Genomic DNA, 23,094 nt, shown 5'->3' with positions numbered 1-23,094 from the left:
CTGCTATAGATCAATAGTTGCAATTTAAATAATACAAATCAACGATTTTTAAGATATGGCTATATGGGCTAATGTCACTTCCTTCCGGGCAGGCGCATACACTATTGCAATCCATTCAAAGACGGAGGTCATATCCATGAGCCTTTCCCCATATTCATCCGGCATGCCGGCGCAACCCGTGTTATATCAGGCCGAACCTCATGTTGCGCAAACGCTTCATAACATCCGCGACCGGGTGAGCCAGATATGCAAGAAATACCGCAATCAGTCGGTTCGGGTTCAAATGCTGGACGGCAGCGTTTATGAAGGCGTGCTGACGCATTGCGAAAAAGGAATGCTGTACATCAGCGTCACGTATCCGCCTTCCCACCATAGGCAATCCAGAGGGCTGTATTACAGCAACGCCATTCTGCCGCTTGTGCTTTATGAATTGCTGGTTATTACGCTGCTGTATACGTAGGAACAAAAATTGTCTAAAGACGCACTCTCAAAGAAAACAGACCCGCTTTTAGCAAAAATAAAAGAGGCTCCTTTCACCTGTTGGATTGGAGGCCTCTTTGGCCGGCTTCATTTACAAGGAATGGATAAACTTCCAAACAAACATGCCCCCGAACCCCATCAAAGCCAGGCCGGCACAAACCGAAACCCTCTTGATCCATTGCCCGTTCAGCAGTTTTCTCGCGTACGTGACCAGCAGCATCAATGCAATGTCATGAATCAGAATGCCGCAGATCACGCCGAAAGCCATCATGGCAAAATGATGCTTATCCGGATTTCCCAGCTTGTCCGCCAGCAGCGTCCCGAAAACGCTCAGCCAAAAAATGACGTTTCCCGGTGAAACGGCCACCAAAAACCCATTCTTGTAGGAAGAAAGCCATGTTTTTTTCTCATATCCATCTTCGCCGGCATGTATGCCAGACGCTTCCTTAATGCTTCCATATCCTACATAAAATAGGAAAATCGCCCCGATGACCCACATGGTCTGCTGAATAACCGGTGTCATCATGATGGCCGAAGCGCCAAAATAAAGGAGAACCATCATGATCACATCGACCGTCATCCCCCCCAGCCCGACGATCCAGCCATGGAAAAAGCCTCTTTTTAATCCTTGCCGAATCATTTCAACCGAAATAGGCCCGATGGGAATCGCCACCGACAGGCCTAAAATAACGCTACTTAAAAATAGCAGTGCAATACACCCCATCTCCATGCATTTTATCGATAATCCATACCATACTTGAAATTTGTCATTTCAAAAAGGTATAGTTTATAATTTTCAAAAATGACAGATGGGAAGTTCTCATATATGCGAGAGTTATTATTTCATATTGATCCAAGTATTTCGGTCCCCAGATATGTACAGGTTTATCGGCATCTGAAAATCGCGATCCTGCAGGGACGCATTCTCCCCGATTCCAAACTGCCTTCGATCCGGAATCTGGCCGCTTCGCTCAATCTCAGCCGGAACACGACGCAGCTCGCCTATGAACAATTGCTGGCCGAGGGATTCATCCGCAGCGAAAATAAAAAAGGATACTATGTGGAGCCGCTCCCTTTAAATCATGCCCTTCCATCCGGGCCTCGCGAGGTCCGTCAGCAAGCGGTAGGAGAGGACCCGGAAGACATGATCGATTTTCGCTTGGGAGCCGTCGACAAAAATCATTTCCCCCTCGACAAATGGCGTCTCCTATCGAATCGCGCGCTAAAAGATCCCTCCATCTATACCTACGGCGACCACCAGGGGGATCCTCTGTTAAGGCAATCGATCGCCGACTATTTGTTTCGGTCCCGCGGCGTGCAGGCGGCTGCCGAGCAAATTATCGTGGGAAGCAGTACGCAGCAGCTGATGTATTTGCTTGCTTCGATATTGGACAAGCCTTTCCACTCTATCGGTTTCGAAGAACCGGGATATGCCGGGGCCAAAGATGTTTTCCGGGCGCTGTCTTACACCATCGAACCGGTCCCTGTGGACCATCATGGCCTTCATCTTCCGAGCCTGGGGCAAATCAAGAGCAGGCTGCTCTATGTCACGCCTTCCCACCAGTTCCCGCTCGGGATGATCATGCCCATACACCATCGTCTGGCGCTGCTGAACTGGGCGGAAGAAAAGGACGGATATATTATCGAAGACGACTACGACAGTGAATTTCGCTATAAACAAAAGCCGATCCCGGCCATGTTCAGCTTGAACAACAACGATCGGGTGATTTATGTGGGGACTTTTTCCAAAGCGCTGCTGCCATCGGTCCGAATCGGATACCTGATCTTGCCGAATTCCCTTTTGCCGCGTTATGCGAAGAAAAAAAACATGTTCGAACCATGCGCATCAGGGATTCATCAGAGAACGCTGCATTATTTTATGGAGGAAGGCGTCTGGGGAGCTCATATCAAGAAAATGCGCAGCATCTACAAAAGCAAAATGGCAAAAATCAGGGATATCGTCCGGCAATACGCTCCCGCTAACGTCCAAGTGAACGACACCACCATGGGGATGCATATCATCCTGACCATTCAAACGGACCAGACGGAAGATGCGCTGATTGAAAAAGCGGCCCGCCGCCGCCTGAAGGTATACAAAACTTCACTGTTCTATGAAACTCCCAAAAACGATGGTTCCGTGCAGCTGCTGCTCGGTTTTGCTGGTTTAACGGAATCGGAGATCGAACGCGGTTTAAAAAAACTCCTGCTGGATGTGCTGTAGAGCGCTGAGAAGATATAACGGGAAAGGAAGTGATTGTGGTTTCGTAGGAATTCCTGTAAAATACAACACGGAAAATTATTACATACATAGTAGGGGGAAGATTACGTTGGAAGGTAACAAAATCGTTTTGCCTATTCTGGGTGCATTGCTCGCAGCCGTTATTGGGGGAGCTGCATGGGCAGTCATAGTGGCATTGACGAACTATGAACTAGGGATTGTCGCGTGGGCCGTCGGCGGTCTGGCTGGATATGCCGTAGCCAAGCTTGCGAACAGACAAGTAAGCGCGGCACATCAAGTAATCGCGGTAGTTGCGAGCTTGATCGGCATTCTGCTCGGCAAATATTTTACCGTTGGCTATCTTTATACGGAGAGTTTTTCCGGCATCTTTGAAAGTGAAGTGATGACGGTATTCCAAGAGAACTTTTCGAGTCTATTTGATGTGATGGATATCGTATTTATAGCGCTGGCTGTCGCGACAGCTTGGCAGCTGCCTAAAAGGCTTGCGCGTCAAGCTGCTGCTCCGGCTGCCGAATCGACGCAAGCGGCGGAGTAGAACATCTGAATTGAAATAGCTGCTCTAGTGTTGGAGTGAACAATGCCATCCTATTTCGGGATGGCATTTGTTGCATCTTGCAATCACCCGCTAGCGGGGTCAAAGCTGAATTAACTAATTTACCAGCGGATTTCCTTCACCCTTCCGATAATGCGCTCCCGTTCCCGTTCCGGCAAAGGCCAACGCTTCACTTCCTCTACAATCCCCGATCTGTTGGTGTAACCTTTCGCCAAACCGTTCAGTCTTGCCGCCAGCGTGGAGCGGTCCATGTCGGAGATGGAGGAATACAGCCCCAGCAGCTTCCCTACCGCATCCGGATGGCGTTTGAGATAATATTTTTGGTGTTTCTCTTCCGCCGGATAAAAAATTTTATCCAATCCCTCACCCCTTGATCGAACCGGCCACCATTCCTTTCATGATCTGCTCCTGCAAAATCAAATAGATGACGATCGTGGGGATGACCGCGATGGCCATCGCGCCCATCGTCAGGCTGTAGTCCGTCCCGAAGCCGTCAGAGAAAAGAGACAAACTCAGCGGCAGCGTCTTGAGGGACTGCGAATTAATAAACACGAGCGCAAAGGAAAAGTCATTCCAAAATCTTAGAAAAGCCAGGATCGTGATGGTAGCTACGATCGGTGTGCAAATCGGAAATATAATTTTGCCGAAGATCCGCCACCACCCGCTGCCGTCCATCATCGCTGCCTCCTCGATCTCGCGCGGGATGGATGCCATAAACCCGATCGCCAAAAAAATCGTGATCGGCAGTTCGAAAGCCGTATACGGTAAAATGAGCGCTCCGTAGGTATCCAGCAAGCCGATCTTTTTCATCATCAGGAACAAGGGAACCAAAGTGCTGTGAATCGGAATCAGCATCCCGACAAGAAATAATCCCATGACGAGTTTCTTGAACCGGAATTCGAATCGGGACAGCACATACCCCGCAAGAACGCCAAGCACCAGCGTCAAAACCACGGCAATCATCGTTACAAGCGTTGAATTCATCATCGCTCGTCCCATCTTCCCCAGCTCCCAGGCCCGGAAAATATTCTCCTTCATCCAGACCTGGGGCAGGGCGTACGGATGCCTGAAAAAATCCTCATTTGTCTTGAAGGCGCTGATAAACAGCCAGTACAAGGGGTACAGGGTTAACACCGCATAAGCGGTCAAAACCAACTTGCCGAACCCGGACAGCCCTTTCCGGAACCCTTTACGCCGAGCTGTCCTCTGCGCTTCGGGCGATGCAAGTTCCATCATCTCCCTCACTCCTTTCCCTACGCGGATCTGCGCCTGGTCACGGCATAATTGATGGCGATGAGAACCGCGCTGACAAGCATAATGACCGTGGATACCGCCGAGCCGTACCCGTACCTGTACACATGAAACGTATTATTGTACATATAGGTGGCAAGCAGTTCCGTGCTGTGGGCCGGACCGCCATTGGTCATAACGATGACATGGTCAAAGGCCTTCAGACTGCCGGAAATGCATAATACAAGCGTAACCACGATGGTGCTCCAAATCATGGGCAGCGTGACGAAAATAAGCTTCCGCCAGCCTCTGGCCCCATCCATCTCGGCGGCATCGCCGATTTCGGAAGGAATGTTCTGCAGCGCGGCAATATAGATAACCATGTATGGTCCGATATTGCTCCAATTGATCGGTACGGTAATTGCCAGCATGTTGATATGCGGTTCGGACAGCCAGGCCCGGGTCCAGGAACCCAGCCCGACCGCCTTCAGGACAAAGTTGGCGAGCCCGAACTGCGGATGGTAAATATACCCCCAAATCAGGCCGACCACCACGGTAGACAGTACCATCGGCAAAAACACTGCCGAACGGATAAATTTCGAAAACAGCGTGTTGCGGAGCAGAACCAGCGCGAGCAGCAGCGCTACCGGAATTTGACCGATGATTGCGGATGCGACAAGCAGCAGGTTGTTCAAAAGGGCGTTCCAGAAAATCCGGTCATGCAGGATCTCGTTGTAGTTGCCAAAACCGATGAATTTCGCCGTTCCAAGACCTTTCCATTCAAACAGGCCATAATAAGCCGACCAAAAAACCGGAATGATCACGAATACAAGAAACAAAATCAGGGCGGGCAGCAGGGCAAGGGCGATAAATCCTTTGCTTTTGAGCGCGGTTGACATATATCTCCCTCCTTATGCTGCGGTTTTATGGAGTTACCGATCTGGCCTGCGCTTCCTGAAGTTTTTTGGCGATGCTTTCCGGCGAAGCTCCGGTCATGATCTCCTGCAGCCCGTTATTGATCACTTCGGCGGCATCCGCGGACAGATATGCGTCATAAACCGGCGTGATTGCCGTCTTCTTTACCAGATTAAACGCCTTGTAATACAGAGAGCTGACCTTGGACTGATCGATCTCCGTATCATACATGACCATGGAGTTGCTCTCCGCGATGGCTTTTTGAGCCTCGGGGCCGCAGATAGCGTAAATGAGCTTCAATGCCGCCTCTTTCGCCGCTCCCTCCGTCCGTTTGCTCAGCGCCATGCCGCCGCCCGCGCCGCCGGAAATGGTCTTCGCTTCCCCTTTGCCGCCCGGAATCGCCGGCATAACGGTCACGTCAATGTCCTTCAGCTGCTCCTCGCTGGCGGAAGCCGCAAGGTTGGTTAGTGTCCATGCGCCGCTGATCATCATCGCCGCATGGCCCTGGATGAAATATTGCTCCGCTTGCGTATTGTCGATGCTGTTGGCTCCGTCCTGGAATGCTTTGTTGTCTACCAACTGCTTGAAGTAGCCAAGCGCCCGGGCGAATTCCGGATCCGTAAACTTGGCGCCTTTTTGAGCAGCCGCATTTTTGAACCATTCCGTGCCTGTCACATGGTCCGCCAAGGTGCCCAAAATCGTCGATTGCGCCACCCATGGCGCTTTATTGCCGAGCGCGATCGGCGTGATCTTGTTTTCGTTGAACACTTTGACCGCGGCCATCAGCTCGTCCCAGGTTTCCGGCACCTTTACTTTATATTTTTGAAACAGTGCGGTATTGTAGTACAAAATTGAAGTCGCCGACATGCTGAGCGGGGCAGCATAAATCTCGTTCTGTTCAAACTCATACGGCTTAAAAGCCCCGGGCAGAAACTTATCTCTCCAGTCCTTGTGCTGCTCCGCGATTTCTGTAACCGGTTGCAAAAGTCCGGCTTTATGCAGTTCTGCGGATTGGCTGCCTGCATAAACGAAGAAAATATCCGGCAGCTCATTGCCTGCGGCCACGGTGCTTAAACGCTGACGGTAGCCGTCCGGCGGAATGGCCTGGGCATCCAGTTCAATATTCGGGTTATCTTTGGCAAACTGGTCGATGAGGCCTCTCACCGTTTTCGCACGCAGGTCGTCGCCGGCAAAATTATGCCAAATGCTCAGCTTCACTTTTCCGCCTGAGCTTTTTCCTCCGGGCTCTCCGGCCGTCTGGCTGCCGCCATCCCCGCATGCCGCCAGAATAAACGTCATAAGCAGCAATAAAACGCCTAATTTCCGAATCGGTTTCATCGTCGATCCTCCTTGGATGATGCGGAAGCAAGCCGGAAAGGGCTTTCAATATAGTCCCTGGCCCCTGCTTCCGGATACGTTGATAAGCTCAGTATAAAAGAGGATGCCCAGCCGAACATAGGGGACGGAATTCAGCCGGTAGGGGGATTATTTTCAGCTTTTTTCCTATACTCGGAAGGGGTATTACCCGTAAATCCTTTGAATAGGCGGTTAAAATACTTGATATCCTCATAGCCGATCCGTTTGGCCACCTCGCTGATTTTGGCCGGGGTTTCGCTCAAAAGAACCATGGCTTGGCGGAGCCTGGCCTGCGTGACGAACTCGATATAATTCTGGCCGGTTTCCCGTTTGAACACCTCGCTGAAATAATTCGGATGCATATGAACATGCCTTGCCACCTCCCCAAGGGAAAGGCTTTGCTCCAGATGTTCATGGATATAGCTGATTGCCCGTTCGACCGGAGTTCTGTCCGCAACCATCATCCGGTATTGATTCATCATGGATTTGAAACGGCGGTAAAGCTCAGGACGCGGATCGGCGGCAAGATGCAGCCGCCCTGCCTCTTCTGTATCAGGCAGCGGACGGGATAGGCCGATTGAAGCGGCAGCCCGCTCCAGCCAGCGGTGCCCTGCCAGCAGCAGGGAATGCAAATATGCCGATGCGGTGGCGGGAGTGGCATGTTCGTCCTTTTGAAGCCGCACAGCAACATCGCTGATCCACGAGCGCAAACTCTCTTCATCCCCCGCCTTGAGCAGGGCCGAAAAGGCGGTTTCCTCCGCATGGGAGCAGATGGCCCGGCAGCCTTTGCGCCCCTCGATATCCTCGTACCGGATGATCCCGGGATTACCCAGCAGCCACGCATACGACTTCGCCGCAGCTGCCGTCTCTACAGCGTCCCGCAGCAGCAGCGCGTCATTCACCCCGCGCCCGCTCGCCGCAAATAGACGGCACTCCAGCTTATCGCCGGCTTTCCTTAGCGCTTGTTCCACGGCATTCCATCCTGCGGCGGCAGCTTGGACATGAACGAGCAGCAGCAGCGACTCATGCCATGGCAGCCACTCGCATGTGAGCGTTTCCTGAAGCAGTGAACCGACGGATGCATACAGCGCATCTTGGTTCCGGCCTTTGCTGCCATCGTCTTCGGCGGAGACGAGCCAGATTTGCATTAGACCGTTCTGCTCGGGACGAAGCTCGGGATACCGCTCCCACAGCTCGCATGCGGCCTCTTCATCCGGTCCGGAGGCGGCGGAAAGCAGGCTGCGCAAAAAGCTACGGTTCAGCATCCGGTCCTTTTCCCAGCCCAGCTGATCCTTTTGTTTTCGCTTCTCCAGCCTATCCTTGGCCCGCAAAGCGGCAAGAATAATTTCATCCGGGCGGCTCGTTTTCAGCAAATACTCGCTGACGCCTTCCCGGATCGCCTGCTGCGCATACGCAAATTCGTCATAACCGGAAATAATGATCCATTCCGTGTCCGGGCAATTCTTTTTGACCTCGCGGATCAAATCAAGACCGGTTTTGCCGGTCATGCGAATGTCCGTAAAGATAATGTCCGGATGTTCGGCCGGGATGCGCTGAAGGGCTTCCTCCGCCGATGACGCCGGTTCCAGAATCGTGAATCCGTTTTGCTCCCAATCGATCACCGTGCTAAGGCCGGTGCGGATAATCACTTCATCGTCCACAATCAGCACTTTCATAGGGGCTCTCCTCCTTGTCATTAGATTAAGCAGACTCATCAGCCTTGGCGGGAATAGAACCGGCGGCAACCCCGGTAAACGGAATACGGAACGAAATTTTCGTTCCCTGGCCCTCAGCGCTTTCGATCTGCAGCCCTGCCTCGCGCCCATAATGCAGCACAAGCCTGCTGTGCACGTTCCGCAGCCCATAACCGCCTTTACCTGCAGGCTGTGGATTCTTCTCGGGCGCATCCGTCAGCTGCTGGCGCAGCCATTCCAATCGTTCATCCGGAATGCCAATCCCGTTGTCGGCAACGGAAAAATGCATTCCCTGTCCGCTGCAGGCGATCGTAACGGCGATCTCCCCAGGACCTTCACGTTTCAAGATGCCATGCAGCATTGCGTTTTCTACCAACGGCTGCAAGAGCAGCTTCAACATAAGCTGGTCCTGCGCTTCCGCGTCCATCTGAACATGAAAGCGGAATTTCTCCGGATAGCGGATGGACTGGATGCTGACGTAGTTTTGCACATGCATCATTTCCTGTCCGACGTGGCAGTACTCCTGGCCGTTATTCAGGCTGAATCTAAGAAAATCGCTCAATGAACCGACCATTCCGGCAATTTTATCGTCACGGTTCATCAGGGCCAGCCACTGGATGGAAGAAAGGGTATTATACAAAAAGTGCGGATTGATCTGAAGCTGCAGCGCCTGCATATCCGCCTCTTTTTTCAACGATTCATTGTGTTTAACCTCGTCGGTCAGCTTCACGATCCGGGAACTGAGGCGGTTATAACTCACGATCAGTTGTCCTACTTCATCGATCGATTTCACCGGGATGGCCGGCAGCGGCTCGTCCGGGCTTGCGTTTTTCAGAAAGCTGGTTAAGGCAGACAGCGGTTTCGTAATCTTTTGAATCAGAAATACCACGAAAATGATGACAAACAACATGGCCACACTGACGGCGACGGCGGTCAGAACGAGAAAATAATGGTTTTGCGACCGGTATGCCTCGGTCGGAATGATGCCCACCAGCTTCCAATTCGCGCTGGACATGGTTTTGTAGAGTACCGTTTTCTTGTCTGCTCCCGATCCGTAATCCAGAAATCCGCTTTCCCCGTTAAAGGGTCCGATATCCGGGTAATAGACGGAGAGCGGCAGATTCGTCTCCAAATTGTCAGGTCCCGCTATAATTCGGTCCTTTTCGTCAAGGAGCATGACAAACCCGCCTTTTTCGAGCGCCGCCTGTCGGATTTGCCGGGCGATGACCGCCTGGTCCAGGTTGATTTGCACCTTTCCGATAAGCTTGTACTTATCCGTGCTGCGGATGGGCCTCGCCAGCGTAATGACTTTGCGTGCCCCTTCAAAGGTCCACTGCCTGTGCACATCCGACCACCATTTGGGATGCAGCTCGTAATAATCGGGGACAGCAGCCGCGATATCCATAAAATCGGAACCGGTAATGGACTTATGCGAAATGGGCGGTTTGCTGCCAAGCGGTTCGACAATGATGTTGGCGATATAATCTTTGGAAAACGCCAGATTCGTGAGAAAATTGATGATCGTCGTCTGCTGGATGAGGTCGCTTTCCGGCGACTTCAGGTAATTCTGCACGCCGTTATGGCCGATCAGGAACAAAGACATGTTTTCCACGTCCTTGACCATCGTGCTTAAGTAAACCTCCACCTGCCTGAGCGTGTTCATGCCGGCGCTTTTGGCCTTTTCTTCGGCTAAGCCCTCAGCTGTGGTATATGAAAACAAACCAAGGAACAGGAGCGGAACCAGAGTTGTCACGATGATCAGGAGCGAAAGCTTATGCTTGAGCGACTTTCCCACCCAATTTTTCACATTATCACCCCGCTTTAAGCGTTTTAATTTTCTATCGCAGGAAAATGGAATATACCGGCATTTGTTTGCTATATTACTTGACATTTTATAAGCTGTAAACGCTGTCAATTGGTTTAGACAAAAAATATAAAGCAGCGATAACCTGCTTCTTATAGTGCCGAACTGCTGGTTGGGTTCCGTTCGTTTCAGTCCCCGCGTCTTTAATTTATATGCAAAAAAGCCTTGGGCTTCCTAGTCCAAGGCTGCAAAAACTATGACATAAAATTATTTCATTGCTTCTTTCATTTTTTCATCCAGCAGGCGGACAGCTGCGCGGATTTTCTCTTTCGGCACGCCCGCGTAACGGTCCCCGATGCTGATTTCAGTGTAGCATGTACCCGTTTCGCGTTCACGCAGCCAGTTGGTCAAGCCAACCCCTGTGGCTTCGGCAACTTGAACGAGAATCGGAACAACCTGCTCCTCCGGCAGCTTGAAATGAACATGGAACATGTTCGACACGGGAATCTCCGGCAGGACCGATACGCCTTCAAGTCCGTCAAAATAAGCCGCAAGCTCTTTGGCTTCCTCGTAGTATTGCTCCATTTTGCCGATCCGCTGATCGAAGTAATAGTCCGAGCTGATAATATACGGATAAAGGCTGATTAAATCGCCGCCATGTCGCTTTTTCCACACCTTCGATTGCTCTGTGAAGCCGCTGTCTCCCGCCAGAATCGCCCCTGCGATACCGCCGATCCCTTTATAAAAAGATACGTACACACTGTCGAAAAGTGCGCAGATTGCCGCAGCCGACTTGCCGTAATACGGCGTTATTTCAAATAATCGGGCTCCGTCCAGATGCAGTCGGACGCCTTGGTCCCGGCAGTATGCGGATATCGCTTCAAGTTCCTCGTATGGCGGCAGCTGGCCGCCGATTTCGCGCTGCGGCAGCTCCAGAAGCAGGCAAGAAATTTCCCCCTCAAGCACCTGTACATCCTTCAGAGTAATAAGGCGGTCCTTGTTTGCAAGTAAAATGGGTTCAATCTGGTGCAGCTCCTTCACCGCATCCTGTTCATGGATTTCCAAATGGCAAAGCGGATGATAAGCGACTCGCTTCAGACCTTTTTCGTCGCACCATATCCGAAGCGCAATCTGCTGCGCCATCGTCCCGCTTGGAAAAAAAACCGCTGATTCCTTGCCCAAATAGGCAGCCATTTTGCTCTGGAAATCTTCGATCACCTTGCCTTGGCCGTACATATCGCTTGCCGTGTTTCCCGGGGCTTCCGCAATCGCCTGCTTCAACACTTGAATATCCCTTGCCCCATGTCCGCCTACCGGATAAGCCGCCTGCTTAAATGCCTCAGATAATGTTTGGCTGCCGCTCATGAAAAATCCCCCTTTTGCCGAGCTTTATTTCTTTAATCATACTAAATGCGGAGCGTAATGAAAAACCATATTTATGGCGGTTGATCCTCAAAATAACCCCACAAAGAGTATCGGAAAGAAGTCCGACGCCTCTCGCAGAGGGGCGCTTTTGCGAAGCAAAAGTACTGAGTGACATGTAACCTTTGAAGCTTATTCCGATTACTTTGCGGGGACCCCGGAAATTCAACCCCACAAAGTGACGCGTGACCTTCGAAGCCTATTCCGATTACTTTGCGGGGACCCCGGAAATTCAACCCCACAAAGTGACGCATGACCTTCGATGCTTATTCCGATTACTTTGCGGGGACCCCGGAAACTCAACCCCACAAAGTGACGCGTGACCTTCGAAGCCTATTCCGATTACTTTGCGGGGACCCCGGAAACTCATACTTTCTGATATGTCAAGCAAAAACCCCCGCTCGCCGTTTAACGGCAAAGTCAGGGGGCACTTGCGATTTCCTTGAGTATGTTACAGCACGATTTCTCTCTTGAAATCTTTGTTCAATTTATAAGTTAGTGGTTTGACATTGTACGAGGAGGCCGCTGCGGTTACGGATCGTTCTTCCGATCGATTCCGTCCCCTTCGCTACTTTCGCTTTTTGTCATGTACCAATTATGATGTTGAGCTGGGATCTTTGCAATCTCCTTACTTAGCGGCCGGCTCCTGCTCAGCGATGAGTTGCTTGTACTGTTTCAGCAGCTCGGCGAGCGCCTCCTTGATTGCGGCCGCATCTTTGGATTCCTCGGCTTTGGCCAAAGCGTCCCAGGCTTTCAAGAAGGAACTGTCCGCTTCTTTGGCCTCCGTACTGGAAATGGACACTGTGATCGCAGCCGCTTTTCCGTCATGATCTGCCGAAGATTCGCTCAGGTCTGCCGCTGAAACGGCCAAAATTTGAGATACTTTCCCTTCTGCGATATCCTTCATCGTTACCGAAGCAGGGGACAACTTCTCCGCCGGAGTCGATGGGATGGGCGTTGATTCTTCCCCCGTATTGCCCTCTGCAGTTTTCATAGCAGAAATCAGCTTCTCTGCCGGGACAACCTCTGCCATTCCCGTGACGAAGGGTCCCCTGAGTTTTTCCAACGTTTTCTGCCATTCTTCTACCGTTTCGGGCGCATACTTTTTGGCAAGCTCAAGCGGATCCATGATTTTCGCAAACATAATATTTTCCGTTTTGCCGCTTCCTTTTGCGGAAACCGCGATCGTCGGCTGAGTCTTTGCGGCTTGCTCCCCGGAATTACTGCTGTCAGCGTTGGTTACGGCCGGGGCGGCTACAGCGGAAAACATCAGCGCTGACAAGGCCGTTTTTTTAAGTAAGTTTTGCATATTCATCGTTCAACACTCCTTGGATTTAGTCTTGCAAGTTCCCGTGTGCATAAGAAGCCTGCGGCACAACTTGGGCCGATTTGCGATAAAACGAGGCAGGCGGAAGCCGGGCTGCACCAGGAAGCACCTCCACTACTCTTAAGCATTATTCGGCCAGCCGCTTTACAATCGCATCAAATACCAGCACAGCGGCCTCCGAGCAGACGAAAAGAACACACCAGCACAGCAGCATCAGCCCCGTAATCCGGCATACCTTCTTAAAGAGGTTGTTCAAAAAGTCCGCTTTTGATCACGAAGTAAGTCAATAAGCGGACTCGGCGTCGAATCTTGAATTCAGCCGGGCCTTCCGGTGCTCACGTACCTACTACGTACGCTCCGCTCCTCAGTCCCTATCTTCATTCAACCTTCTCGGTGCTGAAAACCGGCCTTTTTGAACAGCACTTAAAGACGGCGTACGGATTCCGGGTTAGATTCCATATCTCCTTGGCCATCGTTTTTTCCTCCTTTCGCATCGGCTGAACCCTCTTGCACCGGCATTCCCTATTCACAAAAGCACTTGCAAGTCCCAGTGTAGTAAACGGATATGGCAGGCTATTGGTGGATTTGTGGAAAAACGATGGCATTTCCCCTTGGCGGTCTTTGCGTTGGTATACTTAAAAAGAGAAACAGGAGGGTACGAATATGAATAACCAATATACAATCGCCGTCGTGGATGACGATACGAATATACGCTTGTTGGTAGAAGCTTTCCTGCAAAAGGAAAATTACCGCACCATCGGTCTGGGCAGCGCGGAAGAGGCGTGGGAGCTGTGGCGGACAAGTCCGCCCGATCTGTGGGTACTCGATATCATGCTTCCCGGGATGGACGGGTATGAATTTTGCAGGCGCATCCGCAGCGAAGCGGAAGTGCCGATCATCATGATTTCCGCAAGGGATAATGAAGTCGATAAAATCCTGGGGCTGGAGCTCGGCAGCGACGATTATATGGTCAAACCGTTCAGTCCGCGCGAGCTGGTCGCCCGCATCAAGAGGCAGCTCCATCGCTGGTATAAACTGAACGGCCCGGAGGGGCAAGCCGGTGCTTCGCTCTCGGCAAGGATTGCAAGCGGCCATCTCGAGCTGCTGCCGGAAGAACGGCGCGTGTTTTGGCATGGCGAAGAAGTGGACCTGACCAGCAAAGAGTTTGCTATGCTGCAGGTTTTCGCCGAAAACCCGAACCGCGCTTTTACAAGAGATGAACTGCTGACCTATGTATGGGGGGATGATTATTTTGGCAGCGACCGCGCGGTCGACCATTTAATCAAACGGATGCGCAAAAAAATCGGGCAGCTTCCCATTGAGGCGGTATGGGGGCATGGCTACCGGATGAGAAGCGATGGAGGTGGAAAAACTGATGAAGCTCGTTCATCAAATTAACCTTGCTTTTGGCATTGCGCTGGTACTGGTGCTTGCGGTTACCGGAATCGTCATTCACTATGTATTGCTCGATCACCTGATCGGCGCGCAAAAAGAGGACTTGAAAGCCATGAGCTCCGAAATGACGGCATCCTTGAAGAAGGAACTTATCCCTATGAGCGGCATCCCTGCGAATGAAATATCCCTTGCAGTGCCGGTCACGCCTTCGTATTCCGGGATCAGCGCCATTCTGACCGACAATACGGGGAGCATCATAACGGTGGCCCCATCATCCTATGAAGTTAAAAAAGGGGCGATAGCGGTAACCAGCACGGAAGCTGCCAGCGTGCAGAAGATCCGGGATGGAGACGATAAAAACTATATTACGGTAGAAAAAGTGACGCCCCAAGGAAAACTGACTTTATACACGCCGATGAGTAAAGTCCGTACCATCGAGCAGGCGTTGTTGAAGCAGCTGCTTATCATTTTCGGCACTGCGGGACTCGCCATGCTTCTCTTCAGCCTGTTTATTACGAAAAAGCTGATCAAGCCGCTAATCCGGCTGCGCGATGAGCTGACCAAGGTGAAAGAACGCCGCTTTGCGGATGTCACCTTTATTAAAGCCGGGGGCGAAATCGGCTCGGTCGCCAAATCGGTGTACGACATGGCCGGGGAATTGAACCGCTTCAACCATGTGCAAAAGCAGTTTTTCCAAAACGCGTCCCATGAATTAAAAACGCCGCTGATGTCCATCTCTGGTTATGCGGAGGGCATCCGCGACGGCGTTTTTGAAGGAGAGAGCGTGCGAAAAGGGCTGGATATCATCATGAACGAAAGTGCCCGCCTCAAGAAGCTGGTGACCGAAATGACGCTCTTGGCCAAGCTTGACAGCGAAGAGGATGTTTTTAAGAGCGAAGAGGTGTGTTTGCAGGATCTGCTGACGGAAACGGTGGAACGGCTCAATCCCCTGCTTGTCAAAAAAGGCATTACTCTTCATGCGGAGTACGGGGATATGCCGACGGTCATGCTGTGCGCAGATCGCGACAAGCTGCTGCAGGCGATGCTGAATGTCGTCTCCAATGCGGTGCGTTATGCAAGGCACCATATTTACATCCATTCCGAAATACGTGAGGGGCAAGCCGTGATCCGCGTCAGCGATGACGGGCCGGGCATACCGGAGGATTTGCTGCCGTATTTGTTCCATCGTTTTGTCAAAGGTAAAGACGGCGAGTCCGGCCTAGGCCTGGCCATCTCCCGTGCGATCATCGAGCGCTGCGGCGGCCTGATTCAGGCTGGCAACGGAAGTGGTGGCGGGGCGGTCATTTCGCTGCAATTCCCGGGAATAACGTAGCCGGAAACGATCTTCCCCATATACCACGAACCCGGAAAGGGCACTAAGAGGCATAACTGCCCTTGGTGCCCTTCCCTTTTCCCCGTCCTGTGAGTGAAATCCCCCCCATTTCATGCCGCCTCTCTAGCAGCCGGATAAAATTTAAACGAATTCTAAGGTAGCAATTACTCATTTTTTAACCTAGCTCTCTTAATATAATATACGTAGCCACCACATAAGAACTTTGTAAATCGAAAACGTATAACCTACTTACATAAAATACATTCGGAGGGGTTTCAAATGACAGCATTCAAACTTATCGAAAACAAAAAACAAGCAGGAATTCTACTCGGGGCAGGCATCGCCTTCGGGGCCGTCCTGGGCCTTCTCTCGCATAATATGCCGCTTGGCCTGGCACTTGGCATCATCGTTGGCTCTCCGTATCAATACAAAATCGGACGCAAAGATAAATAAGCCGCTTCTACTGAAATATTCGATGCCGTAAGCTTTTCCCGTCGTCAATCTGCGCGCTGCCGCGTTCAGGATCAAACCCCGGCCGCATCCGACGGCAAGCTTGCCTTCCTCAATGATGGCGGTGTCTGTCACGCTTCTGCTTCTATATAGTCAAGATTGAGTCGTTTGAGCGAATAGGTAAGATTGTTCTTAACATTATGGAAGGCAGCCGACCAAAAAGCCGGTTGCCTTAAACATCCTCATGCTATAGTTCTCCGCTAGAGTTCAATTCTTACATATTTGAATTAATATTTTCCAAACCCATCTTCGCATATAATATCCGATTCAAGTACGTCGTAAAGGTTTCTTTTTGAATCCTCTAACTTTTTTTGAGCCTTCTCGATTTCAGATATTTTCTCCTTAATGATATGTGTTTGATCATCTTTGGACATTCCATTTCTCGAGATTATGGCTTTTATATCGTTAATTGAAAATCCCATGGATAAACATTTTTTTACGACTTCTAGATAAGCAATAATTTCTGAAGCATAATCCCGGTAATTATTCTGATCTCTCCTAATATAATCATTAGTGATAATTCCTATTTTCTCATAGTAACGGATAGTTGATATGGGAAGGTTAACCATTTTTGCAACTTCACTAATTTTCATATTAATCACCCCATTGCCTTCTCTTGCTATAAAGTATACTTCATAGTTTAGAATCCCAATAGTGAGGTTAAGCCGGCCGGAATCTCACATCTAATATAGATGAGGGAGAGAACACTACATGAACACAATCACTGGAAAATTCCACAAAACTAACAATTTCAATGAAATTGTTTTGGAGCGCCGTTCGGTGAAAGTCTACGATCCAGAAGTGAAAATTAGCCGGGAGGAAATGGCAGAGATATTAACGGAAGCTTCCCGCGCCCCTTCTGCTATTAACATGCAGCCCTGGCGTTTCCTTGTCATAGACAGCGCTGAAGGCAAAGAAAAACTTGCCCCGCTAGCATCCTTCAACCAGATGCAAGTTCTGACTTCCTCGGCTGTCATCGCGGTATTTTACGATGCTAATAACATTGAATATATTGACGAGATTTTTGGCAAAGCTGTAGAACATGGATACATGCCACAGGACGTTATGGACATGCAGGTACAACAAGCGAAATCCTACTATGCAAACCTATCCGAATCCGACCTGCGAGACATGAACTTGATTGATTCGGGTATTGTATCCATGCAGCTCATGCTTGTTGCACGCGCCCATGGATATGACACTAACCCGATGGCAGGATATGATAAGGAACGGATTGCTGAAGTTTTTAATCTTAATAAAGACAGGTTCAAACCGGTCATGTTGATCTCAATCGGAAAAGCAGCCAAAGAAGGTTATCCTTCTTACCGCCTTCCAGTTGAAACCACTACTACTTGGGTATAATCGAACATAAGCTAAGTCTAAATCAAAACCCATGCTATCCCGAAAGCTTTACGTTTCCAGCTTTTTAAAAGCATGCCTAAGTTTAATCTTCTCGTTAATTGAACAGATCACGGCAGCCATTCGCGGGAGTGGCTGCCAAAAAGTCTTGATGAGCTTTCGTCTCCTCGATTCCGATGTGCTTGTACGCCTCCTTCTCGATAGTTCTTCTTCGTTGAATGATCTGCCGCTAGGTTATCCCAAAAACCGCTGCTCCTTCCTTATTGGTCATCTGCCCATCAAGGATATTTTGCATTACAAATCCCTTCTTCAGTTCTGCACTAGTCAATGTAACTGTCTCCTGTCCCATGGTGATTTTCACAGAACAGTTACATAGTGACAATATCACAGCACAATGACAACAATCTTTTACGTAATTGCATATTTTCACTGCATCCTTTATAATACTTGATATATCAATTGATAAGTCAAGTATTGAGGGGGAATAAGGAGTGGGACAGTCATGTTCGGATAGAGAACAATTATTTTATCGTCTTCGTGCGCTGGCTAAAGAAATGGATCAGGCATTCACTGCCGCTGTCAGCAGGACTTGCACGAAGTTGGAAATTTTGCAGTACTTGGATGAGCACACCGAGCTTAGCCAGTTGGAGTTGCAAAAGTTGCTCGGCTTGGATGCAGCAGCCATTACTAGGCATCTCAAGCAACTAAAGGAAGAACAGTTTATTACCAGTCGGAAGCCCGAACAGGATAAGCGAATTACGCTGGTGTCCCTGACTGCTGCGGGAATAACGAAGCTACATGATTTGACAGGGAAAAAGAAGAACTTTTTGGAGCTGTTGACAATCGATTTCTCAGATACAGAGGTGTCTGTCTTGCATAGCTATTTGGATCGCATGTCTGAACAACTAACAAATTTAAAGAACAATTAAGGAGGCGTTGGCAACAATGGAAAATCTGAAAGCAGACTTGTCGATTTTGGATCTGGTTCCGGTTTTGGAGGACGGCACTCCCGCCGAAGCATTTCGAAATATGGTTGATTTAGCAAAACACGCCGAGCAATGGGGGTATCACCGGTACTGGCTGGCGGAACATCATAATCTGCCAGGAACTGCAAGTTCGGCTACGTCCGTCATTATCGGACACGTTGCAGCCCATACTCATTCGATTCGTGTTGGATCGGGCGGGGTTATGCTGCCCAATCACGCGCCGCTTGCGATAGCGGAGCAGTTCGGCACACTGGAATCGTTATTTCCGGGTCGAATTGATCTGGGCATCGGACGTGCGTCGGGAACGGACCAGTCTACGATCCGGGCGTTTCGCCGCAATCTGCACAACGACAATGATTTTCCTGAACAGTTGTTAGAATTGCGTTCCTACCTCAATCCAGGGCTCGGCGGATCATTGCCGGGGGTTAGGGCCGTGCCTGGTGAAGGGTTAAACATTCCGATTTGGTTGTTAGGTTCCAGTGGGTTTAGTGCACAGCTTGCGGGTCAGCTCGGCTTGCCGTTTGCGTTTGCCAGTCAATTTGCTCCGGATAATCTGTTGCCTGCGCTTGAGCTATACCGTCGTCATTTCCAGCCTGTATCGCTGGATAAGCCGCACGTCATGATCGGGGTTAACGTCATTGTAGCTGAAACCGATGAAGAAGCCAATTGGTTAGCTACGAGCCAAGAACAACAATTTCTGAGTATCTTGCGAGGAGAGGGAGGGAAATTAAAACCTCCTGTGGACCATATAGATCGGCTATGGAGTGCTGAGGAGAAAGCGATCATTCGCAGCAAAATGCTCCGATATGGGGCCAGAGGCAGCGCTGATACGGTTCGAAACAAGCTGTCGGCCATTCTCAAGGAGACGGGAGCCGACGAATTGATTGTCGCTGCTCCAGTGTACGACCATCAAGCCCGGTTGCGTTCTTATGAATTGCTTGCAGAAACGATGAACTAATGCCTAAAAGTAAAATTGTACACCGGTTACGAGATTAGCCAGCTGAAGTTGTCAAGATTACCCGACTTGAACGCGGCAGCATAAGATCACGTATTCCAACGTCAATTAAATTGAATGGGAGGCATTTCGAAAAATGGAACGTATGAAAGCAAAATTATCGATTTTGGATCTGGCACCGGTATTGGAGGACGGAACTTCCACCGAATCATTCCGCAATATGGTTGATTTAGCACAACACGCCGAGCAATGGGGGTATCACCGATACTGGCTGGCGGAACATCATAATCTGCCAGGAACTGCAATATCAGCTACGTCCGTTGTTATCGGACACGTTGCAGCCCATACTCATTCGATTCGTGTCGGATCGGGAGCGCTCTTGCTGTCCAATTACGTGCCGCTTGCTATAGCGGAACAGTTCGGCACACTGGAATCGTTATTTCCGGGTCGAATTGATCTGGGCATCGGACGTTCATCAGGAACGGACCAGTCTACGGCCTGGGCGCTTCGCCGCAATTTACACAACGACAATGATTTTCCCGAACAGTTGTTAGAGTTGCGTTCCTACCTCAATCCAGCGCTCGGCGGATCATTGCCGGGGGTTAGGGCAGTGCCTGGTGAAGGTTTGAATCTCCCGATATGGCTTCTAGGCTCCGGTGGGTTTAGTGCGCAGCTTGCGGGTCAGCTCGGCTTACCGTTTGCGTTTGCCAGTCATTTTGCTCCAGACAATCTGTTGTCTGCACTTGAGCTATACCGTCGTCATTTCCAGCCTGTATCGCTGGATAAGCCGCACGTCATGATCGGGGTTAATGTCATTGTAGCTGAAACTGACGAAGAAGCTAATTGGTTAGCTACAAGCCAAGAACAACAATTTCTGAGTGTATTACGCGGAGAGGGAGGGAAATTAAAACCTCCTGTGGATAATATGGATCGGTTATGGAGCGCAGAGGAGAAGGCGATCGTTGGCGGCAAAATGCTCCGATATGGTGCCAGAGGCAGCGTTGATACGGTACGAAACAAGCTGTCGGTCATTCTCAAAGAGACAGGAGCCGACGAATTGATTATCGCTGCTCCAGTCTACGACCACCAAGCCCGATTACGTTCTTATGAATTGCTTGCAGAGGCGATGCGCTAATGCAATAATCATATGATCTCGACTTGCTGAAATCAAACTTTCCTATTCATCAAAAACCCGGCGAGCGGAGATTTCCTGCCCGACCGGGGTTTGCGTTTCCCTTTTATAACTGTAATCCCGATTCCCATATCACAGATAACATCCTGCCGATTCGTCCCGAACTTATCGCAGCAGCCGCACCAGCTTCAGCCCGGAACGCAGCCGCGGGCGTTTCAAATGTTCCTGGACATAACGGTAGTTGATTAATTCGACATCGGCATCGCGCAGCGCATATGCGAAGTCATCGTCGAAGAGAAGCCGGTATTCCCATACCCGCTTGGTATAGTCGGGGATATGTTCCTGCATCCATGGATCCGGTACGCCAGGGTGAATGTACGTTTCGCATACGCCTTCAGGCAGACGGTACAGCTTGGCAATGATGGAAGCCTTAAAGCTGTCGTAGGTCTCCCCTTCTTCTAAGCCGAAGGGATGGGACAGCAGGTAATCGGGGATGGGCACGCCGAATGCATCGGCCAACCCCACGACTTGGGCTACCGGACGCTCAATGTCTTTCAGCGAGCTTAGCAGCGGGTCCTCCTTGTAAATATACCGGAAAAAACGCATCGGCAGCTTCCAGCGCGATACCTTCCAAATCGTCTGCGGGAGAAAGCTCCTGCCGGTTTCCATTCCCATTAAACTGCCCATATGATTATCGACATGGCTGATAACGATGCCTGACTTCCGCGCCCGCTCATACTGCGCATCGATTTCCTTCATGACGGCTTTCGTTGCCGCTCCCAGCTCAAACTCCTTCACAGTCCGGTATTGAAAGCCGTCGTCGTCATGCAGCGACGGATCGCCCGTCAGGCTGCGCCAGCGGAGCGCATCAAATTCGCTTGTCATCGTCAGATGCAGCCCGACATTGGGCTGACGCCGCTTTGCGGTCCAGGCGGCCGCCTCCTCAAAGCCGGGGGCAACCGTCATGATCGTCGCGGAAGATACCTTCTCCTCCTCCAAAAGAGCCATGATCGCCTGATTTAAAGCCGGGCTTTGCCCAAAGTCGTCACAGTTGATGATGAGTTTCTTCCCCATGCGTGACATCCCCTTTCCGATATGCTGCAAAATCAAAACGGGTCAGCAGCGATATAATGATTGACATCAGCAGCAAACAAAACGGCACGATGCTGATCAGCACCCGGAAAGTCATTTCCGGATTCGGTCCCGGCTTATCGCCGCTTTCATAACCGAACATAACGCCGACAACCAAAAAGGCAAGCGCCGAGATCAGCCCGCTGGAACGGGTAATAAAGCCGGCTACGGCAGTATAAATCCCTTCCCTGCGCAGGCCCGTCTTCTCCGCATCTTCATCGATAATCCGGCCGCTGACCATCGCCGGGGTGACCAGAAAGCCGGCAAGCCCGAAACCGACGGCAACGCCCGCCGCTACGCCGCTGATCAGATTAAAGCCGAACCAAAGCGGCAGTACCGAAACGGCATACACGGCCAGCGATAACCTCCAGACCTTGACCCCGTCCATTTTGCGGCAAATCCAGTACCATACGAACACAAGCGGAATTACCGATATGAACACGGAGGCCATCAGTATTGTGACCTGATTGTCGCTGATCTTAAGCACATATTTTGCATAAAAAGGAATGATCGAGCTGACCAAGCCATTGACCGTCTGGGCGAAAGAATTCGAAATATTGAACAGCCAGAAGTTTTTATTTTTCAGCGTTTCCTTAAACGCTTTACCAAGCTTTAGCGGCTCGCCTGCACTGTATTCCTCGCGCTCACGTACCCCCAGCATACAGATCAGCATCGCGATCCCGAAAACGAATGCATATATGATCGACATATTGGAAAAGCCCGCGGCATTAAAGATTGTCGGCGTGAGCGCCGAGCCGATCAGCAGCGCAACCACTTGATAACTCTGCTGGATCGCCGATGCTTTGGCCCGCAGGCGGTCACCGTGATACAGCTCGGGAAATAAAGCCCCATAATTGACCCACAGCACCGTCGCGACCGCTTCGAACAAAATCAATGCCGTCAAAAACCAGGCAAATAATCCATTTTGCGATAATCCCCCCGGGGGAGAGAACACCATGATAAACGTCAGCATAAACAGCGGCATGGCGCCAAACACCCAAGGCCTGCGCCGCCCAAGCCGGGTATGGGTCCGATCCGACCAATGGCCGAACAACGGGTTGTTCACGGCATCCCAGATCAAAAAAATCGTGCGCGCCAACGTTGCCAGCCCAATGCCAAGTCCCAGTTTCTCTACATAAAAAAAGCTGTAATACGAACTGAACGCCTGGCTTGGAACCATCATGGCAAACATGCCAAACGCAAAAATATACGGTGAATTCACCCACTTACGCTGCATACGCATTCCCCCATATCCGTGATATAGCTTGATCTA

23 protein-coding genes are annotated in these 23,094 nt (G+C 50.6%); 10 read left to right on the top strand and 13 right to left on the bottom strand.

The features are described 5' to 3' along the window. The first annotated feature begins 136 nt into the window (after positions 1 to 136). Positions 137 to 460 (top strand): hypothetical protein, encoded by a 324-nt coding sequence (locus L6442_RS01810; protein WP_237100181.1) that lies wholly within the window; start codon positions 137 to 139, stop codon positions 458 to 460. 111 nt (positions 461 to 571) lie between these two features. Here L6442_RS01810 and L6442_RS01805 read toward each other — a convergent pair whose 3' ends face one another. Then, complete coding sequence (locus L6442_RS01805) at positions 572 to 1,204, bottom strand: LysE family translocator (RefSeq protein ID WP_212979209.1); 633 nt, start codon at positions 1,202 to 1,204, stop codon at positions 572 to 574. 102 nt (positions 1,205 to 1,306) lie between these two features. Between L6442_RS01805 and pdxR the strand changes: the two genes are divergently transcribed. Beyond that, on the top strand, positions 1,307 to 2,701 hold the full coding sequence (gene pdxR, locus L6442_RS01800) for a MocR-like pyridoxine biosynthesis transcription factor PdxR (RefSeq protein ID WP_212979208.1): 1,395 nt from the start codon (positions 1,307 to 1,309) through the stop codon (positions 2,699 to 2,701). 106 nt (positions 2,702 to 2,807) lie between these two features. Continuing rightward, positions 2,808 to 3,254, top strand: coding sequence for a hypothetical protein (locus tag L6442_RS01795; RefSeq protein ID WP_212979207.1), 447 nt, complete (start codon positions 2,808 to 2,810; stop codon positions 3,252 to 3,254). A gap of 119 nt (positions 3,255 to 3,373) precedes the next feature. On the opposite strand, the gene L6442_RS01790 is transcribed toward L6442_RS01795, so the two are convergent. From L6442_RS01790 to L6442_RS32785, 9 genes are all read right to left on the bottom strand, one after another. After that, on the bottom strand, positions 3,374 to 3,631 hold the full coding sequence (locus tag L6442_RS01790; protein WP_212979206.1) for a hypothetical protein: 258 nt from the start codon (positions 3,629 to 3,631) through the stop codon (positions 3,374 to 3,376). A gap of 4 nt (positions 3,632 to 3,635) precedes the next feature. Further along, the gene (locus L6442_RS01785; RefSeq protein ID WP_212979225.1) at positions 3,636 to 4,505 is read right to left on the bottom strand and encodes a carbohydrate ABC transporter permease; all 870 of its coding nucleotides are present in this window, start codon (positions 4,503 to 4,505) and stop codon (positions 3,636 to 3,638) included. A 20-nt stretch (positions 4,506 to 4,525) separates the two neighbouring features. Further along, positions 4,526 to 5,401, bottom strand: coding sequence for a carbohydrate ABC transporter permease (locus tag L6442_RS01780; protein ID WP_212979205.1), 876 nt, complete (start codon positions 5,399 to 5,401; stop codon positions 4,526 to 4,528). 25 nt (positions 5,402 to 5,426) lie between these two features. Beyond that, on the bottom strand, positions 5,427 to 6,755 hold the full coding sequence (locus tag L6442_RS01775; RefSeq protein ID WP_212979204.1) for an extracellular solute-binding protein: 1,329 nt from the start codon (positions 6,753 to 6,755) through the stop codon (positions 5,427 to 5,429). Positions 6,756 to 6,886: 131 nt separating this feature from the next. After that, positions 6,887 to 8,449 (bottom strand): response regulator transcription factor, encoded by a 1,563-nt coding sequence (locus L6442_RS01770; RefSeq protein WP_212979203.1) that lies wholly within the window; start codon positions 8,447 to 8,449, stop codon positions 6,887 to 6,889. A 25-nt stretch (positions 8,450 to 8,474) separates the two neighbouring features. Beyond that, positions 8,475 to 10,274 (bottom strand): sensor histidine kinase, encoded by a 1,800-nt coding sequence (locus L6442_RS01765; RefSeq protein WP_212979202.1) that lies wholly within the window; start codon positions 10,272 to 10,274, stop codon positions 8,475 to 8,477. A 264-nt stretch (positions 10,275 to 10,538) separates the two neighbouring features. Next, a complete protein-coding gene (locus tag L6442_RS01760; protein WP_212979201.1) occupies positions 10,539 to 11,636 on the bottom strand; it encodes a threonine aldolase family protein in 1,098 nt (365 codons plus the stop codon). A 685-nt stretch (positions 11,637 to 12,321) separates the two neighbouring features. Continuing rightward, positions 12,322 to 13,008, bottom strand: a complete 687-nt coding sequence (locus L6442_RS01755; protein WP_212979200.1) for a hypothetical protein — start codon at positions 13,006 to 13,008, stop codon at positions 12,322 to 12,324. Positions 13,009 to 13,147: 139 nt separating this feature from the next. Beyond that, a complete protein-coding gene (locus tag L6442_RS32785; protein ID WP_272880315.1) occupies positions 13,148 to 13,276 on the bottom strand; it encodes a hypothetical protein in 129 nt (42 codons plus the stop codon). A gap of 407 nt (positions 13,277 to 13,683) precedes the next feature. Between L6442_RS32785 and L6442_RS01750 the strand changes: the two genes are divergently transcribed. The 3 genes from L6442_RS01750 to L6442_RS01740 all read left to right on the top strand — a co-directional run bounded on the left by L6442_RS01750 (position 13,684) and on the right by L6442_RS01740 (position 16,201). Beyond that, positions 13,684 to 14,418 (top strand): response regulator transcription factor, encoded by a 735-nt coding sequence (locus L6442_RS01750; RefSeq protein WP_212979199.1) that lies wholly within the window; start codon positions 13,684 to 13,686, stop codon positions 14,416 to 14,418. Then, the gene (locus L6442_RS01745) at positions 14,396 to 15,748 is read left to right on the top strand and encodes a sensor histidine kinase (protein ID WP_212979198.1); all 1,353 of its coding nucleotides are present in this window, start codon (positions 14,396 to 14,398) and stop codon (positions 15,746 to 15,748) included. Before L6442_RS01750 ends, L6442_RS01745 begins: the two co-directional genes overlap by 23 nt. A gap of 279 nt (positions 15,749 to 16,027) precedes the next feature. Beyond that, complete coding sequence (locus L6442_RS01740) at positions 16,028 to 16,201, top strand: glycine zipper domain-containing protein (RefSeq protein ID WP_212979197.1); 174 nt, start codon at positions 16,028 to 16,030, stop codon at positions 16,199 to 16,201. 284 nt (positions 16,202 to 16,485) lie between these two features. Here the strand turns inward: L6442_RS01740 and L6442_RS01735 are convergent, their stop codons facing one another. After that, positions 16,486 to 16,851, bottom strand: coding sequence for a MerR family transcriptional regulator (locus tag L6442_RS01735; protein ID WP_212979196.1), 366 nt, complete (start codon positions 16,849 to 16,851; stop codon positions 16,486 to 16,488). Between the two features lie 118 nt (positions 16,852 to 16,969). Between L6442_RS01735 and L6442_RS01730 the strand changes: the two genes are divergently transcribed. The 4 genes from L6442_RS01730 to L6442_RS01715 all read left to right on the top strand — a co-directional run bounded on the left by L6442_RS01730 (position 16,970) and on the right by L6442_RS01715 (position 20,693). Beyond that, the gene (locus tag L6442_RS01730) at positions 16,970 to 17,620 is read left to right on the top strand and encodes a nitroreductase family protein (protein ID WP_237100180.1); all 651 of its coding nucleotides are present in this window, start codon (positions 16,970 to 16,972) and stop codon (positions 17,618 to 17,620) included. 488 nt (positions 17,621 to 18,108) lie between these two features. Beyond that, positions 18,109 to 18,546, top strand: coding sequence for a MarR family winged helix-turn-helix transcriptional regulator (locus tag L6442_RS01725; protein WP_237100179.1), 438 nt, complete (start codon positions 18,109 to 18,111; stop codon positions 18,544 to 18,546). Positions 18,547 to 18,562: 16 nt separating this feature from the next. Further along, complete coding sequence (locus L6442_RS01720) at positions 18,563 to 19,561, top strand: LLM class flavin-dependent oxidoreductase (RefSeq protein WP_212979194.1); 999 nt, start codon at positions 18,563 to 18,565, stop codon at positions 19,559 to 19,561. A gap of 133 nt (positions 19,562 to 19,694) precedes the next feature. After that, positions 19,695 to 20,693: an LLM class flavin-dependent oxidoreductase gene (locus tag L6442_RS01715; protein ID WP_212979193.1), complete on the top strand. Its 999-nt coding sequence runs from the start codon at positions 19,695 to 19,697 to the stop codon at positions 20,691 to 20,693. A 162-nt stretch (positions 20,694 to 20,855) separates the two neighbouring features. Here the strand turns inward: L6442_RS01715 and L6442_RS01710 are convergent, their stop codons facing one another. Together L6442_RS01710 and L6442_RS01705 are read right to left on the bottom strand one after the other, a co-directional pair. Further along, positions 20,856 to 21,764, bottom strand: a complete 909-nt coding sequence (locus tag L6442_RS01710; RefSeq protein WP_212979192.1) for a polysaccharide deacetylase family protein — start codon at positions 21,762 to 21,764, stop codon at positions 20,856 to 20,858. Beyond that, the gene (locus L6442_RS01705) at positions 21,736 to 23,058 is read right to left on the bottom strand and encodes an MFS transporter (RefSeq protein ID WP_194231902.1); all 1,323 of its coding nucleotides are present in this window, start codon (positions 23,056 to 23,058) and stop codon (positions 21,736 to 21,738) included. Before L6442_RS01705 ends, L6442_RS01710 begins: the two co-directional genes overlap by 29 nt. Positions 23,059 to 23,094: the final 36 nt, after the last annotated feature.

The organism is Paenibacillus azoreducens (assembly GCF_021654775.1).
GTDB lineage: Bacteria > Bacillota > Bacilli > Paenibacillales > Paenibacillaceae > Paenibacillus_AQ > Paenibacillus_AQ azoreducens.
Note: the sequence above shows the minus strand (reverse complement) of the source record. Positions and strands in the feature narration are given on the sequence as shown.